At 59.8% G+C, this 15,837-nt stretch carries 12 protein-coding genes; 3 read left to right on the plus strand and 9 right to left on the minus strand.

Annotated elements, in window-relative coordinates; translation table 11 throughout:
• Positions 1-47: 47 nt before the first annotated feature.
• Entirely contained in the window at positions 48-1,070 is a 1,023-nt protein-coding gene (locus tag K3J57_RS05265) for a DUF3179 domain-containing protein (protein ID WP_259797366.1), read from the plus strand.
• A gap of 148 nt (positions 1,071-1,218) precedes the next feature.
• On the opposite strand, the gene trpE is transcribed toward K3J57_RS05265, so the two are convergent.
• The 4 genes from trpE to tyrS all read right to left on the minus strand — a co-directional run bounded on the left by trpE (position 1,219) and on the right by tyrS (position 7,241).
• On the minus strand, positions 1,219-2,730 hold the full coding sequence (gene trpE, locus K3J57_RS05270; RefSeq protein ID WP_173487242.1) for an anthranilate synthase component I: 1,512 nt from the start codon (positions 2,728-2,730) through the stop codon (positions 1,219-1,221).
• A 27-nt stretch (positions 2,731-2,757) separates the two neighbouring features.
• Entirely contained in the window at positions 2,758-4,599 is a 1,842-nt protein-coding gene (locus tag K3J57_RS05275) for a SurA N-terminal domain-containing protein (protein WP_259794321.1), read from the minus strand.
• Between the two features lie 72 nt (positions 4,600-4,671).
• Positions 4,672-5,853, minus strand: a complete 1,182-nt coding sequence (locus K3J57_RS05280; RefSeq protein ID WP_259794322.1) for an aminotransferase — start codon at positions 5,851-5,853, stop codon at positions 4,672-4,674.
• A 131-nt stretch (positions 5,854-5,984) separates the two neighbouring features.
• Entirely contained in the window at positions 5,985-7,241 is a 1,257-nt protein-coding gene (gene tyrS / locus K3J57_RS05285; protein WP_259794861.1) for a tyrosine--tRNA ligase, read from the minus strand.
• 66 nt (positions 7,242-7,307) lie between these two features.
• Between tyrS and K3J57_RS05290 the strand changes: the two genes are divergently transcribed.
• Positions 7,308-8,456 (plus strand): anhydro-N-acetylmuramic acid kinase, encoded by a 1,149-nt coding sequence (locus K3J57_RS05290; RefSeq protein ID WP_259797367.1) that lies wholly within the window; start codon positions 7,308-7,310, stop codon positions 8,454-8,456.
• A gap of 89 nt (positions 8,457-8,545) precedes the next feature.
• Here the strand turns inward: K3J57_RS05290 and K3J57_RS05295 are convergent, their stop codons facing one another.
• Together K3J57_RS05295 and K3J57_RS05300 are read right to left on the minus strand one after the other, a co-directional pair.
• Positions 8,546-8,887, minus strand: coding sequence for a DUF427 domain-containing protein (locus K3J57_RS05295; RefSeq protein ID WP_173487238.1), 342 nt, complete (start codon positions 8,885-8,887; stop codon positions 8,546-8,548).
• Between the two features lie 79 nt (positions 8,888-8,966).
• Complete coding sequence (locus K3J57_RS05300) at positions 8,967-10,760, minus strand: aminopeptidase P family protein (protein WP_259797368.1); 1,794 nt, start codon at positions 10,758-10,760, stop codon at positions 8,967-8,969.
• Between the two features lie 156 nt (positions 10,761-10,916).
• Between K3J57_RS05300 and K3J57_RS05305 the strand changes: the two genes are divergently transcribed.
• A complete protein-coding gene (locus tag K3J57_RS05305; protein WP_259797369.1) occupies positions 10,917-12,110 on the plus strand; it encodes an amidohydrolase in 1,194 nt (397 codons plus the stop codon).
• Here K3J57_RS05305 and cobT read toward each other — a convergent pair.
• The 3 genes from cobT to cobS form a co-directional block, all read right to left on the minus strand.
• Positions 12,107-13,978 (minus strand): cobaltochelatase subunit CobT, encoded by a 1,872-nt coding sequence (gene cobT, locus K3J57_RS05310; protein WP_259797371.1) that lies wholly within the window; start codon positions 13,976-13,978, stop codon positions 12,107-12,109. The two genes, K3J57_RS05305 and cobT, sit on opposite strands and share 4 nt — an antisense overlap.
• Before the next feature lie 87 nt (positions 13,979-14,065).
• A complete protein-coding gene (locus K3J57_RS05315) occupies positions 14,066-14,521 on the minus strand; it encodes a thermonuclease family protein (RefSeq protein ID WP_259797373.1) in 456 nt (151 codons plus the stop codon).
• A gap of 112 nt (positions 14,522-14,633) precedes the next feature.
• Entirely contained in the window at positions 14,634-15,605 is a 972-nt protein-coding gene (cobS, locus tag K3J57_RS05320; protein WP_055192603.1) for a cobaltochelatase subunit CobS, read from the minus strand.
• Positions 15,606-15,837 lie beyond the last annotated feature (232 nt).

The following is a 15,837-nucleotide window of genomic DNA, read 5'->3' on the forward strand; positions in this document are numbered from 1 at the left end:
CTCTGTCACCATCTGTTGACCAGATGCCACGGGAAGAGGAGGCCCCGATGCGTTTACCCGTCCAGCTTATATCCCAGACCCAAATACAGTTTCACGGACGTCTGGCATTGACCATCCTGACCGTGATCCTCGGGCTTTGGGCACAATGCCTGCGGGCAGATCCCGCGTTCTGGAAACACGAATTTCCCCAAACCGACTTCACCCGAACCAGTGTTGAGAACTGGACCGAAATCCTGTCTGGTGGCCCGGGCCGGGACGGGATCCCTGCCTTGTTTGATCCCCGATTTCTTTCCGTACAGGACGAAACCCGTCTCGGCGCACGTGAACCCGTGATCGCGGTGGAACTCGACGGCGCGCCGGCTCGCGCCTATCCGTTGCGCTACCTGACCTGGCATGAAATCGTAAATGATGAGGTCGCCGGTCGCCCCATCGCGGTCACCTTCTGCCCGCTCTGTAATTCCGCCATGGTATTTGACCGGCGCGTCAAGGGGCAGGTGCTCAACTTCGGCGTGACCGGAAAGCTCAGAAATTCGGACATGGTGATGTATGACCGTGAAACCGAAAGCTGGTGGCAGCAGGCGCTTGGCACTGGAATTGTCGGCGTTCATACCGATACGCAACTTGAACAGCTTCCCTCCTGGATGGAAAGCTGGGCAGAATTTGCCGGTCGCAACCCGGATGGGGAAGTGATGGACCAACCACAGGCGCGCCGTGCCTATGGTCGGAACCCCTATGTGGGATATGACAGCCGCACACGCCCCTATCCCTTTTTTACAGGCGAGCTTCCCCCAAACAATGTGCCCGCCCTTGCGCGGGTGGTGCGGGTCGGAGATCGCGCCTGGCCCGTTTCACGCCTTGCCAAATCTGGTGAGATTAACGAGGCAGGGATCACGATCAGCTGGGTGGGCGGTCAGGCGTCGGCGCTGGATGACGGGCGGATCGCAAATGGGCGCGACGTGGGGACCATCCGGGTGCGCGACGCTCAGGGCCGTGACCTTCCCCATGATGTGCTCTTTGCCTTCGCTTTCCATGCATTCTGGCCCGATGGGACATGGATGCTCGGCTTCTAACCCCGCGAAATTGCAGAAAAGAAAAGGCGGCCCCAGATGCCTGCGCCGCCTTTTTCTTGCTTGAAATACCTCGGGGTGAGCCTCGAAGAAGCGAGGGGCAGAGCCCCTCAACCTGGGCTAAGGTGTTTCGGGTTAAAGCCGAAACCCTTTAGTTTCCCCGTGAACGGCTGAACATCCCGGCATGCTCCGCAGCCGCCCGAATGGCTTTCGACTTGTTCACGGTTTCCTGGTATTCCGCCTCCGGATCACTGTCGTAAACAACACCGCCACCGGCCTGAATATAAAGCTTTCCGTCTTTTACAATCGCCGTGCGCAGCGCGATGCACATGTCCATGTCGCCACCCGCGCTGAAATAGCCAAGGCCGCCGCCATAGATGCCGCGCTTCTCCGGCTCCAGCTCGTCGATGATCTCCATCGCCCGCACTTTCGGCGCGCCCGACACGGTGCCTGCGGGCATACCCGCGAAATAGGCGTCCAATGCGTCCTTGTCTTCGTGCAGCTCTCCCACAACGTTCGAGACAATATGCATAACGTGGCTGTAGCGTTCGATGATGAACTCTTCGGTCGGACGGACGGTGCCGATTTTTGCCACGCGGCCCACGTCGTTGCGCCCGAGATCCAGAAGCATCAGGTGCTCGGCCAGCTCTTTCTGATCCGCCAGCAGATCCAGCTCCAGCGCCTTGTCCTCCTCGGGTGTTTTTCCGCGCGGACGGGTTCCCGCGATCGGGCGGATTGTCACCTCCCCGTCAAACACGCGCACAAGGATCTCCGGGCTGGCACCAACCACCTGAAAACCGCCGAAATTGAAGTAGAACATGAAAGGCGACGGGTTGGTCCGGCGCAGGGAGCGGTAAAGTGCAAACGGGGGCAGGGGGAAATCCTGAACCCAGCGTTGGCTGGGCACCACCTGAAAAATGTCACCGGCCCGGATATACTCCTTGGCGCGTTCTACCGCCGCCAGATAATCGTCCTTGGCAAAGTTTGATGTAAGCGGGCCCAGATCGGCCAGATCCCCTAGGTCGCGGCTTTCGCCAATCGCGGCGCGCTCCAGATCCCGCAGCGCATCCATGACGCGTTCCGCCGCCTGGGCATAGGCCGCCTTGGCGCTGAGGCCGGAAGACACAAAGGCGGGGGCAACCAGGGTTACCTCACCTTTCACCCCATCCAGGACCGCAACCACAGACGGGCGCATCATCACCGCATCCGGCAGGCCCAGGGGGTCGGGGTTCTGATCGGGCAGATGTTCCACCAACCGGATCATGTCATAGCCGAGATAGCCAAACAGCCCCGCACTGGCGGCTGGAAGATCTGCGGGCAGGTCAATCCGGCTTTCCGCCAGAACAGTGCGGAAAGCGTCCAGCGGGTTGCCCGGCATTGGCTCGTAACTGTCCCCGTCAAACCGTGCCTGACGGTTGATTTCCGACTGCTCCCCGCGCGCGCGCCAGATCAGGTCGGGTTTCATGCCCACCATCGAATAGCGGCCCCGGACCTCGCCGCCGGTGACCGATTCCAGCATGAAACTGTCCCGGCGCGCTTCGGTCAGCTTCATCATCAGGCTGACCGGTGTGTCCAGATCCGCCGCAAGTCGGGTATAGACCACCTGGTTTTTCCCGGCATTCCAACCGGCTTCAAACGCGTCGAATGACGGGGTAAGGGCCATGGGGGTTCCTCTCGATTGGGGGCGGGGTTACGGGAACTGGGCGTGGATGGCGTTGATCACGGCCCGATCAAGCGTCACCCCTGCCTGAGCTTCGAGAATACGGGCAAAGGCATTTTCGATGTCAATGCCCAGCTCCTGACCGGTCTGCTCGGCAAATTGCGCTTTCGTCGCAACGGCCTCTTCGCTGGTCTGGTCGGCGGCGTTCACCGCATCAACACGCACCAGCACCACGTCTTCAACGCCCGGAAGAACACGCCATTCATCGGTTTTCATGGTGAAGACTTCGTTGATGAACCCGGCTGGTGCGCCGTTGATGAAGGCTTCGCGCCCCTGTTCCGTTTCCACCACCTCAGTCAGTCCAAGCGAGGACAGGCTTTCGCCCCCCTCCAGCGCCGGGATCATGCTTTCGGCCTGTGCGGCCAGCAACTCAAGGCGCTTTTGCAGGCCCCAGCCCACCAGAACCTGATCTGCCACTTCCTCCTGCGTCTGCAGGCGTGGGGCGTCGACCTTGTTGACGCGCAGCGCAAAAACGCCGCCATCGGCCATCAGCGTGATTTCGGGGAAATCTCCCTCCTGTGCAGCAAGGGCTGCATCGCGGAAGCTTTCATAGGCGGCAATGCCGTCGCTGTTCTCTGTGGTCCAGTCGATTGTGTCGAGACGCATTTTATGGCTGCCTGCAATCTCTTCCAGGGTGGCGCCACCGGCCAGAAGATCATCCAGATCGGCAATCTGGTCGTTTACCTGCCGACGGGCCGCGTCAGAGGCCAGCTCTCCCTGAAGCTGTTCGCGGGCTTGCTCGAAACTGGTCTCCTGCGCCGCCAGAACAGCGTTCATGCGGAAAATTGCCGGGCCCAGGTCGCTTTCAACCGGGCCCGCAACGCCGGGGGCCGTCATGGCAAAAACTGCGTCCCCTGCCATGCCCAGCTCATCCTGTGACAGGTCCCCCAGATCGACATCGCTCAAGGTCAGTTCACGTTCGGCGACAATGTCTTCAAAACTCTTATCGCCTGCGGTGATCGCGTCCATGGCTGCCTGGGCGTCTGCCGTGCTGGAGAAGACAAGGCGTTCGACCATGCGGCGCTCGGGCACCATGAACTCGTCGATCCGCTCCTGATAAAGAGCTTCAAGGTCTTCGTCGTTCACCTCGATCCCGGTGATCAGGTCTTCCGGGTTGAGCCAGGCAAAGGTGATGTTCTTTGTCTCGGGCAGGGTGTAGGCGCTTGCGTTCGCGTCATAAAAGGCGGTCAGCTCTTCCTCAGAGGCAGCCGGAAGCGCCTCGGTCAGCGCCGACATCGGCAGGCTGGCCCAGGTGAAATCACGGGTCTCATAGTAAACACCATAAAGCGTATCGACGAAAAGCGGCGAGGCGGTGGTGCCGCTTGCCACGGCGGTCTGCAGGATCTGACGCGCCACTTCCGCCCGCAAAGACGCTTCGAACTCGGCTGCGGTCAGGCCGGACTGCTCCAATGCAAAATTATAGGCTTCACGGTCAAACTGTCCGTTGATCCCCTGAAAGGCCGAGATTTCCACAATCCGCTTGCGCAGCTGGTCATCGCCAACCGAAATACCCAGACGAGCGGTTTCGTTTTCCAGTGCCGTGGTCGCCAGCAGGCGGCCAAGAACCTGACGGTCGAGGCCAAAGGCCTGGGCCTGCGCCAGCGGGATCTGCTGCCCGGTCTGGGCCTGGAGCGCACGCAGTTCATTGTTCAGTTCACGCGCATATCGCTGGGCATCAATATCGGTATCCCCCACGGTGCCAATTGACCGGCCGCCGCCGCCGAAATTTGTGGATCCAAAGCCTACAAGCCCAACCATCACGAGGCCCATGAGGCCCCAACCGAAGGTGCGCGAGATCTTACTGGTTGCCATGCTTTGCATCCTTTTTCATTCAGCTCTAAGCGGTTTTAGGTCACGCGGTCCGGATTGCCAAGCGGTGATGCGTCAGGGATGAAAATCCGTGAGCCGATTAAGAAATACGCCGATCCCATCACGGTCGATATTGGCAAAGGCCACCCGCAGCTGGCGCGCCCCGTCCGCATCGCCCGCGGGCGTGAACATGGTGCCGGGAAGGGACAGAATGGCGCTTTGATCAACCAGCCTGGGAGCAAGCTGATCCGAGGGCAGGTCGAACGGGTGGTTCAGATAGGCGAAATAGGCGCCACATCCCATCAGGCTCCAGCCCTTTTGTGCCAGCGGGGCAAACCCCTCTCGCATTGCCTGGGCGCGGCTCAGGATCTCCTGCCGTTCGCCGTTGAGCCAGTCCCGTAGGTTGCGCATCCCCCAAAGGGCCGCGTGCTGGCCCAGCTGAGCGGGGCAGATTGTCAGGGTGTCGAGGAATTTCTCCACCTGGGCGAGGCGTGCGGGGCTGGTGATCAATGCTCCCACGCGATGGCCGGTCAGCCGGTAGGCTTTCGAGAAACTGTAAAGTTGGATCACCGTGTCGCTCCAATCAGGGTCCGCAAACAGGTCATGTGGCGCGCCGTCCCTGGAATGAAAATCCCGATAGGTTTCGTCAATGATCAGCGCAATCCCGGCGTCGCGGGCAAGGTCACGAAAGGCGGCAATCAGGGTGGGGGGGTATTCGACCCCGGCCGGATTGTTCGGGGTGACCAGCACAATTGCCCGTGTCTTTTGGGTGATCAGGGTGCGGGCTGTGTCCGGGTCGGGCAGCAGATCCTTACCGGTTTTCAGCGCAACAGCGTTGATCCCGTTCATGTCCAGCCACATTTTATGGTTGAAATACCAAGGTGTTGGCAGGATGACTGCGTCCCCTGGGCCGGCAAGTGTGCTGATGGCGGCGCAAAAGGCCTGGTTGCACCCGGAGGTGATAGCCACGTTTTCTGCGTCGATCGTGCCGCCATAGGCCTGGGAAAACTGAAACGCCACTTCTTTGCGCAATGCGGGCAGACCCAGAACCGGGCCGTAAAGATGAGCGTCGGGCAGGGTCAAAGCAGTGTCGGCAATTGCCTGACGCAATCCCTCCGGTGGGGGATCGACCGGGGCGGCCTGGCTGACATTGATCAGGGGCAGGTCTTGGGAAAAGCTTTTGCCCGCGATCCAGCGGCGCGCCTCCATCACCGGGGGAGGAGAGGTTGCGAATAGGTTGGGATTGAGTGGCTGCATCGGATCCTCCTGCGGCTGCGCAATGGACGGTAGCAAGCAGGGGAAGGAAGGGCAATCTGCAGATTGCGCATTGGCAGGCCGGGGGCTTTGCCCCCGGACCCCAAAGGTATTTTTAGCAAGAAAAAGGGCGTTTAACCCGCCAAGGTGACGAGTGCGTGCCGCTTTTTGCCTGCGGACAGTTTCATCGGCTGGGCGAGGTCGGTCGCGCTGATCATGAGGCCAGCATTTTCCAACGGCGCGTCATTTACCTTGGCCCCGTTTTCGGCGATCAGGCGTTTGGCCTCCTTGCCGGATTTGACCAGGCCGGATTTCACAATGAGCTGCACGATGGAAATGCCATCGCCAATCTCATCTGCGGAGAGGGCGACGGTGGGCAGGTCATCCCCGACGCCGCCTTTTTCGAACACTTCGCGCGCAGTGGCCTCGGCGGCTTTTGCAGCTTCCGCCCCATGGGCGAGCGTGGTGACTTCATTGGCCAGCACGATCTTTGCATCATTGATGGCCTGACCTTCCAGCGCGCCCAGGCGTTCACATTCTTCAAGCGGCAGTTCAGTATAAAGCTTGAGGAAACGCCCCACATCCGCGTCCGTGGTATTGCGCCAGAACTGCCAGAATTCGTAAGGTGACAGCATGTCTTCGTTCAGCCAGATCGCACCGTTTTGCGATTTGCCCATTTTCTTGCCGTCCGATGTGGTCAGAAGCGGCGAGGTCAGGCCAAAGATCTGGTTGTCGAGGATACGGCGGGTCAGGTCGATCCCGTTGACGATATTGCCCCATTGATCCGAGCCGCCCATTTGCAGAGCACAGCCGTAGCGGCGGTTCAGCTCAAGGAAATCATAGGCTTGCAGGATCATGTAGTTGAACTCGAGGAAAGACAGGCTCTGTTCCCGATCAATCCGCGACTTTACACTTTCAAACGCCAGCATCCGGTTGACCGAGAAATGCCGCCCGATATCGCGCAGGAAATCGAGGTAGTTCAGATCGTCCAGCCATTCGGCATTGTTCAGCATCAGCGCCTTGTTGTCGCCGTCAGTGTCATAGTCGATATATTTGGCAAAGACCTTCTTGATCCCGGCGATGTTCTCGTCAATCTGCTCAGGCCCCAACAGCGGGCGTTCGTCCGCGCGGAACGAGGGGTCCCCCACCTTGGTGGTGCCACCGCCCATCAGCGTGATCGGCTTATGCCCGGTCTTTTGCAGCCAGCGCAGCATCATGATCTGAATGAGCGACCCCACATGCAGCGATTTTGCCGTGGCATCGAAGCCGATATAGGCCGGCACGACACCTTTGACCAAAGCTTCGTCCAGTGCCTGATAATCGGTGCAATCGGCCACGAAGCCGCGCTCGATCATCACACGCATGAAGTCGGATTTTGGGTGGTAGGTCATCGTTTTTCGGTCCATGTTTGTCATTGAACCCTCCGTATAGACGGGGGCGGGCAAAAGGGGAAGAGCATGTTGAAGACACGGACAAACGGTCCGGGCGGGGGGCAGGCGATCTGGGCGCTTGGCTGCATGTCGGGGACCTCTCTGGACGGGGTGGATGGTGCGCTTGTGCTGACCGATGGCGAACGGGTTGAAGAGTTTGGACCATCGGTTTTTCTTCCTTTTGATGATGCTGAGCAGGCGCAACTATGTGCAGTTCTTGGCGCGTGGCCGGGCGAGGAGGGAGTGGCTGAGGCGGCAGAACTGGTGGAAACGTCACATGCGATTTTGGTGTCGAAGTTGTCCTCTCATCATATTGATATTATTGGTTTTCACGGCCAAACCCTGGCGCATGATCCGCGCGGGAGGGGGACGCATCAGGTGGGCGACGGCCAGGTTCTGGCCGAGATTTCCGGCACGCCTGTGGTCTGGGATTTTCGGTCAGCTGATGTGCTGTTGGGGGGGGAAGGCGCCCCGCTTGCGCCCTTTTACCACCATGCATTGGCACGTCATATCAAGGCGGACATGCCGTTGGTCTTTCTCAACCTGGGTGGGGTCGGAAATGTCACCTGGGTGGATCCGAATGTAGCGGATCCCGCTGCAACCGGTGCCTGCCTCGCCTTCGACACGGGGCCTGCCAATGCACCAATCAATGATGTGATGCGCGCGCGCCGGGGACAGAGCATTGATGCCGGGGGTGCATTGGCCCAGTCTGGCGAGGTGCAGGAGGAGATTGTCGACCGGTTCCTGCAGCACCCCTATTTTCTACGCATTCCGCCAAAATCTCTTGACCGGGATGCGTTTTCTTCGCTGAAGGATCAGGTGGAGATGCTTTGCGATGCGGATGCCGTGGCGACCTTGTCGGCCTGTGTCGCTGCGGCCGTCGCCCGCGGGCTTGAGCACTGCCCCTCGACACCATCCCGCATTCTGGTCACGGGTGGGGGGCGGCACAACGCGGCCATCATGCAAGAGCTGCGCGCGCGCTGTGGGGGGGATGTCCTGCCGGTTGAAGAGGCAGGTCTGGATGGAGATATGTTGGAGGCCCAGGCCTTTGCCTATCTTGCGGTCCGTGTGGCGCGTGGTCTGCCCACGTCCTGCCCCACGACAACAGGTGTTGAAGCCGCAGTTGGGGGGGGCGTCCTGTCCTATCCGCAAGGGGACGGGGATCAAGATCTCTGATCTTGCATAAAAAATGGGCCCAAACAGGGCCCATTTCCGATGTGGTGTAAAGGTGGTCCCCGTCTCAGGCCCAGTATCAGGTCGCCGTATCAGGTCCGTGCCACTGTCGCCTTATCGCCGTAAAAGGCCAGGTGATCTTTCAGCGCAGCCAATTCCTCGATCGGAGAGCCATAGCTCCAACCGGCATCTTCGATCACCTTGGATTTGGTGTTGATCGAATAGTGTTTTGCTTCGCCACGATAGGGGCAGGTTGTCACGGTCTGGCTTTCGTCCAGAAAGGCCATGGCGATGTCCGCGCGCGGGAAGTAGATGACCGGTTGGCTCTGACCTTCGATGACTTCAAGGGCATTCAGGCTTTCGCCCAGCACAGCGCCCCCGGCGCGCACGGTCCATTTGCCCTCGGCCTTACGGATCTTGATGTTGTCAGTCATGTTATCCCCAATTCTTCCGACCAAAGGGCCGATCTCGATTTGGCCCTGACTTTACCAGATTATAGATGCGTGTCGCGTGTCAAATCGGCGCGGTTGCGTCCTGTAGCCACTGATACGCGACGTCACTGAGGCGCGGTGAGAGCATTTCGCGGCACCGGGCATGGTAGGTGTTGAGCCATGCGCGCTCTTCCCCCGACAGCATTTCCCCCACCACGAGCCCGGTGTCAATCGGCACATAGGTGAGGGTCTCCAGCCCGTAAAGGGCGCGCTCTTTGTCCCCATCGGGCGGGCAGACAGCCTCTTCAACCACCACCAGGTTCTCTATGCGAATGCCGAAAGCGCCATCGCGGTAATATCCGGGTTCGTTTGATAAGATCATGCCGGGCTCCAAGGGCACTTCCGAGATGTTTGAAAACCGTTGCGGCCCTTCATGGACCGACAGGAAGGCGCCAACACCATGGCCGGTGCCATGATTGAAGTCCTGATGCGCCGCCCAGAGCGGATAGCGCGCAATCGGGTCAAGGTCGCGGCCGGTTCTGCCGTGGGGAAAACGGGTGCGGGACAGCGCGATCATGCCTTGTAATACACGGGTGAAACAGCGTTTTTCCTCGTCACCGACTTCGCCGACAGCCAGCGTTCGGGTAATGTCGGTGGTGCCATCGCGATACTGTCCGCCGCTGTCCAGAACCACCAGATCCCCGTTTTGCAGGCGGCGATTGCTGTCATGTGTAACGCGGTAATGCATGATTGCGCCATTGGGGCCAGTGCCTGAGATGGTTTCGAATGAGATGTCCTCGAGCTTCCCGGTCTCGCGGCGTTTCTCCTCAAGCTTTTCAACCAGATCAATTTCGGACAGGCTGGGTTTGTCCATATTGTCAAACCAGGCAAGAAATTCGACCACGGCCGCGGCGTCGCGCAGATGGGCCTTGCGGGCTCCGGCCAGTTCGGTGGGGTTTTTGCGTGCCTTGGGCAGGACAACGGGGTCGTCGTTCCACTCAAAGGCAATGCCTGCTTTTTCCAGATGTTGGGTGACAGCATAGGGGGCAGAGCTTTTGTCGACGCCAACCGGTCCATCCAGCGCCTTCAGGGCGGCAACAAACGCGTGTTTGGGGCGCACCGAAATCCCCTCAAGCCGCTCAATCCCCTCGCGCCCCTCTTCGGTAAACAGCGTCACCTGCGCGTCATCGCCAATGATCGCAAAACCCTGCACAACCGGGATATGCTCAATATCCGTGCCACGGATGTTCAAAAGCCACGCGATGCTGTCAAGCAGGGTCAGCACCTGCGCTTTCAATCCGCGCGCCAGCAGTTCGTCGGCAATTTCGGCGCATTTGTCTGCGCTGTTCTGACCCGCAAACTCAAGCGGGTGTGCGGTGATCGGAGCGGCTGGTGGCGCCGGGCGGTCCGTCCAGATCTGATCCACCAGATTGTCCACCGCCACAAGGGTCAGCCCCGCAGCGGCGGTATCCTTGCGCAACCGTTCGATTTCGCCGCGGCTGTGCAGCCACGGATCAAACCCGATTTTCTGTCCGGGCTGGGCCTTTTGTGACATCCACGGACCGGGCTGCGTTTCGGGCCAGTCGACAGGGGTGAAATGCCCCAGATCCACCTGGCTTCTCACCTGATTGCGATAGCGCCCATCCACGAACACACCCGCGCTCTCTTTCAGCGCGATGCAGAACCCCGCCGACCCGGTAAACCCCGTCAGCCAGGCCAGCCGCCGGTCACATTCCGCGACATATTCGCCCTGATGGGCATCCGCGCGGGGAATGATGAACCCGTCCAGACCTTTCAGTGCCATGGCGCGGCGCAGACGGTCTAGGCGGGCGGGCCCCTTGGAGGGATCGGCGGTGGTGTCAAAGCTTTGATACATGTGGGGTCTCTGGCGGGAATCTTTGGTCTGAAGTGGGACTGGTTTGCGCGCATACTGCCCCTGCGGCCTCGGGAGGGAAAGTGGAATATTCGGTTGACAGGTCCGAGCGCAGGCCACAGCAGTTGAACATTACGACGCAGTTTGGTGGGAAGATCAATGTATCAAATGCCTGATGAGGACCTGGTGGAACTGACCCGCTGGCGACGTGAGATGCATCGCTGGCCGGAACTCTCGGGGCAGGAGCGTGAAACCGCCCGGCGGGTGGTTGAGGTGCTGACACCTCTTGGCCCTGATCACATAGAAACCGGGCTCGGGGGGCATGGTGTGGCGGCGGTGTTTCGCGGTGCGGGCAAGATCCGGCACCGGGTGATGCTGCGCTGTGAACTGGATGGGTTACCGATTGAGGAACGCTCAGACGCGCCGCATCGTTCGCAATACCCCGGAAGGGGACATCTGTGTGGTCATGACGGGCATATGGCCATCCTGATCGGCGTGGCCCGCACACTGGCGCACAGGCGTTTTGAAGGGCTGGATGTGATCTTGGTGTTTCAGCCCGCAGAAGAAACCGGAGCCGGGGCAAAGGCGGTGCTCGCGGATGGGCGGCTTCAGCGCCTGGCCCCGGATTTTGCGCTGTCTTTGCACAATGTGCCCGGGCGTGTTTTGGGCGAGATTGGCCTGAAGGCCGGGCCGGTCAATTGTGCCTCGCGCGGAATGCGCGTGGCCTTCAATGGCTGCACGGCGCATGCATCGCAACCTGAAACCGGGCGCTCGCCGGGACTGGCCATGGCAGAGGTGATTTCCGGTTTTGCCGCGATGGCGGTTGGCGCACCCTCCGACCCCGACTTCCGGATGGCGACGGTGACCCATGCCAGTCTGGGGGAGAAAACCTTTGGAATCGCCCCCGGTGCCGGGGAGGTCTGGGTGACGTTGCGCACATTGACCAATGAAGCGATGGGCGCGTTGGTTGGCGACGCAGAAGCCCTTGTGAGTGACGTGGCGAAAGCGCAGGGGCTTTCGGTGACGTGGTCTTATCAGGATGTATTTGCAGGCTGTGAAAATGATCCTGCTCTGACCGGACAGGTGAAAGGCGCGGTGGAAAGCGCGGAATTTGTGGTTTCCGACGGTGGATTGCCGATGCGTTGGTCCGAAGATTTTGGCGTATACAGCGAAATTGCCCAAACCGTGATGCTGTTTGTGGGCAGTGGTGTGGACACGCCTGCGTTGCACAACCCGGATTACGACTTTCCAGACGCGCTGATCCGCATTGGAACCGAAGCTTTCCTTGCCAGTCTGAACGCTCTTGGACCGACGCCCCCGGGGCCGACGACACCGGGGGAAGGCGAAGGTTAGCTCGCCTTCCGGATCCCCATCACCCGCGCTCGCGCCCGGGGGTCACTGTCAAACAGCGCGGCCAGCTGTTCGGTCATCGCGCCTGCCAGCTGTTCGGCATCGGTGATGGTGACGGCTCGGTCGTAATACCGGGTCACGTCATGGCCGATGCCAATTGCCAGAAGCTCAACCCGTGCCTGCTTTTCAACCATTGCAATCACGTCACGCAGGTGTTTTTCCAAGTAATTCGCAGGGTTGACGGACAGGGTTGAATCATCGACCGGCGCCCCATCAGAGATCACCATCAGGATTTTCCGCGCCTCGGGGCGTGCGACGATCCGGCGATGGGCCCATTCCAGTGCCTCGCCATCGATGTTTTCCTTAAGCAACCCTTCCTTCATCATCAGGCCCAGATTGTCCCTGGTCCGGCGCATCGGCGCATCCGCCTGTTTATAGATGATATGGCGCAGATCATTCAGCCGCCCCGGCTGTCCCGGGCGCCCATCAGCCAGCCATTTTTCGCGTGCCTGTCCGCCTTTCCAGGCGCGGGTGGTAAAGCCAAGCACCTCAACCTTCACCCCACAGCGTTCCAGCGTGCGGCTCAGCACGTCGGCGCAGATCGCAGCAATCGAAATCGGTCGGCCCCGCATCGAGCCGGAATTGTCCAGAAGCAGAGTTACCACCGTATCGCGAAACTCGGTATCCTTCTCCTGCTTGAAACTAAGCGGCGTGGTCGGGTTCGCAACAACCCGTGCAAGGCGTCCCGCGTCCAGAATGCCTTCTTCCAGATCAAACAACCAGGACCGGTTCTGTTGCGCCTGCAGGCGGCGTTGCAGCTTGTTGGCCAGTCGGCTTACGGCCCCTTTCAAAGGTTCCAGCTGCTGATCGAGATAGGCTCGCAGCCGTTCCAGCTCCGCCGGTTCAGCAAGCTCCTCAGCCAGGATTTCCTCGTCATGCTCGTTCAGATAGACCTCGTAATTGGGGTCTGCGTCAGAGGCCGGGGCCGGGGCGGGTGGCTCGACCGGCGCCTCCCCTTCGGGCATCTCGGCATCATCGCCCATCTCATCTTCGGACATGTCGTCAATGGTAACCTGGGCCTCGGTCTGGTCCATGGTCTCATCTTGCGACTGCTCAGGCTGGGCGTCCTGCTCCTCGGAACTGTCGTCCCCCTGTTCCTGCTCTTGGTCCTCTTGCTGTTCCTGATCCTGTTCGGCGTCCTCGTCGGACTGGTCGTCCTGATCCGGATCATCGCCAAGCTGATCGCCATAGCCCAGATCTTCGATCACCTGTCTGGCAAAACGCGCAAAGCCCTGCTGGTCCGACAGCGTATCCTGAAGATCGTTCAGATGGTCGCCCGCCTGTCCTTCGATAAAGCCACGCCACAGCTCCATCACATTTGTCGCAGCAGGGGGAAGATCGCGTCCGGTGGCCAGATGGCGCACGAGATAACCCGCGGCATCCGCGAGCGGAGCCTGCGCAGCCTCGGTGATCTGGTCATAGCCGAGACGCGCGGCATCTGATTGAATTTTAACGTCAATATTGCCCGCCGTGCCCGGCATGTCGCGCGCGCCCATCGCCTCGCATCGGGCGGTTTCCATCGCCTCGTAAAGGTCGCGCGCCATTTGGCCAGCAGGGGCGTAACGCAGGTGCATCGCGGGGTCATGATAGCGATGTTTCATTGCAAACGCATCGGCTGTGCCGCGGGCCAACAGCACCTCTTCACGGGTCATCCGGCGCGTCACCTGCGGCAGGCGCACCGCGTCATTCGTGGCCCCGGGCGGGTCCACCGAATAGGTCACGGACAGATCGCCATCATCAGCCAGCGTCTTGGTCGCTTCGGCCAGCGCCTTTTTGAACGGATCAGCGGGGTTGTCGTTGGGCTTTTTCATATCGTCAAATTAGGGCGTCGCCCGCGCTTTGGAAAGCCGTATTCCGACATTTTGCGATGGATTTGTGAGGCCAGTTCCGGCGGAGTATCAGCCCAGAGGCACCTGCTTGCGCCCCACCAGGCGGTCACACCAGTTGATCCGTTTTTCGCCGTGATAGGGCACCGCGAGCCCGGCTTCGATCATGATCTCAGCCACGTCACGCCCGTCGATATAGAGCCGTGTCAGCAGCCGACGGTATTTATCCGGGCGACCTGTGACGGGCAAAACTTCCTGCGCATTTTCGATCAGCTTTCGCAGGTGATTGGTGGCAATTTTTCCCAGAGCCTTTTCGTCAGGGCAGCGTGACCGAAAGGTCTCCGGCGTGTCAAATCCAAGCAGGCGCAGGTTCTGTTCCCGCCCATGGCAAATGGCTTTTACCGTGTCCCCATCCACCACGCGAATAATGTCGCACGAGGACGGAGGCGCCGAGGCTGCCGTCATTTTTTTCGGCTCTTCCTGACAGGCCGACAGGAACAGAAAGACCAACACCATGAGGCTACGCATACCACCATCACCCGATTTTCACCCATGGCCAATATAAGCCGGGATTGCTGGGAAACCGTTAATGAGAAAAGGAAAAGCCCTGAAAAAACAGGGCTTTCAGGGTTAACTTGGGTTAACCAAGGCTCATGCTTGCCGCTGATTCAGGCAGTTCCTCGTCAAAACAGCGCTGATAAAACTCAGCCACGGTCTGACGTTCAAGCTCGTCACATTTGTTCAGGAACGAGAGGCGGAACGCATAGCCCACATCGCGGAAGATACGTGCATTTTCCGCCCAGTTCAGCACTGTGCGGGGGGACATCACGGTCGACAGATCGCCGTTCATGAATGCGGTGCGGGTCAGATCCGCCACGGTGACCATCTGGCTCACGGTCTTGCGGCCGCTTTCGGTATTCATCATCGCGTTTTTCGCCAGCACGATGTTGGTTTCCGCGTCATGCGAAAGGTAGTTCAGCGTGGCGACCAGCGACCAGCGGTCCATCTGTGCCTGGTTGATCTGTTGCACGCCATGGTAAAGCCCGGTTGTGTCGCCCAGACCCACGGTGTTTGCGGTGGCAAACAGGCGGAAATTCGGGTTCGGAGTGATCACCTCATTCTGGTCCAGCAGCGTCAGCTTGCCGTCATGTTCCAGCACGCGCTGGATGACGAACATCACGTCAGCCCGGCCCGCGTCATATTCGTCGAATACGATGGCGGTCGAGTTGCGCAGCGCCCAGGGCAGGATGCCTTCCTGGAATTCGGTCACCTGCATCCCGTCTTTCAGCTTGATCGCATCCTTGCCGATCAGGTCAATCCGCGAGATGTGACTGTCGAGGTTTACCCGCACACAGGGCCAGTTCAGCCGCGCCGCAACCTGTTCGATATGGGTCGATTTCCCGGTGCCATGATAGCCCTGAACCATCACACGACGGTTGAAGGCAAACCCTGCGAGGATGGCGAGTGTTGTGTCCGGGTCGAACTTATAGGTCGGATCCAGCTCCGGCACGCGATCAGTCCGGTCTGCAAAGCCCTTCACCGTCATATCGGTGTCGATGCCAAAGACCTCGCGAACCGAGATATCTTCGGTGGGTTTTGCATTCACATCCATCTTCGCAATCCTTCCTGAACGGTTTTGGTCCGGTATTCCGGTGCCAGCCCCGGTGTGGTGCCCGATTATCTCGCGTCGTGCAAGGGGAGCGTGGCGTATTTTTCAGCCATTGATATTGCCAGAGGATAATCGCGTGTAGGGCCACCTGAATTCGGACGGTTTGTTGGCGTGAGTTGACGCACGATTTGACGTGTGAGTTGACGGTGCGAAATTCTGCATTGGGCAATGGGGC

The organism is Aliiroseovarius crassostreae (assembly GCF_025137635.1).
Taxonomy (GTDB): domain Bacteria; phylum Pseudomonadota; class Alphaproteobacteria; order Rhodobacterales; family Rhodobacteraceae; genus Aliiroseovarius; species Aliiroseovarius crassostreae.

Excerpts from the sequence above, each read along its gene's own strand:
- K3J57_RS05265 (WP_259797366.1), top strand. The coding sequence starts at position 48 with ATGCGTTTACCCGTCCAGCTTATATCCCAGACCCAAATACAGTTTCAC.
- trpE (WP_173487242.1), bottom strand. The coding sequence starts at position 2,730 with ATGGCCCTTACCCCGTCATTCGACGCGTTTGAAGCCGGTTGGAATGCC.
- K3J57_RS05275 (WP_259794321.1), bottom strand. The coding sequence starts at position 4,599 with ATGGCAACCAGTAAGATCTCGCGCACCTTCGGTTGGGGCCTCATGGGC.
- K3J57_RS05280 (WP_259794322.1), bottom strand. The coding sequence starts at position 5,853 with ATGCAGCCACTCAATCCCAACCTATTCGCAACCTCTCCTCCCCCGGTG.
- tyrS (WP_259794861.1), bottom strand. The coding sequence starts at position 7,241 with ATGACCTACCACCCAAAATCCGACTTCATGCGTGTGATGATCGAGCGC.
- K3J57_RS05290 (WP_259797367.1), top strand. The coding sequence starts at position 7,308 with ATGTTGAAGACACGGACAAACGGTCCGGGCGGGGGGCAGGCGATCTGG.
- K3J57_RS05295 (WP_173487238.1), bottom strand. The coding sequence starts at position 8,887 with ATGACTGACAACATCAAGATCCGTAAGGCCGAGGGCAAATGGACCGTG.
- K3J57_RS05300 (WP_259797368.1), bottom strand. The coding sequence starts at position 10,760 with ATGTATCAAAGCTTTGACACCACCGCCGATCCCTCCAAGGGGCCCGCC.
- K3J57_RS05305 (WP_259797369.1), top strand. The coding sequence starts at position 10,917 with ATGTATCAAATGCCTGATGAGGACCTGGTGGAACTGACCCGCTGGCGA.
- cobT (WP_259797371.1), bottom strand. The coding sequence starts at position 13,978 with ATGAAAAAGCCCAACGACAACCCCGCTGATCCGTTCAAAAAGGCGCTG.
- K3J57_RS05315 (WP_259797373.1), bottom strand. The coding sequence starts at position 14,521 with ATGCGTAGCCTCATGGTGTTGGTCTTTCTGTTCCTGTCGGCCTGTCAG.
- cobS (WP_055192603.1), bottom strand. The coding sequence starts at position 15,605 with ATGGATGTGAATGCAAAACCCACCGAAGATATCTCGGTTCGCGAGGTC.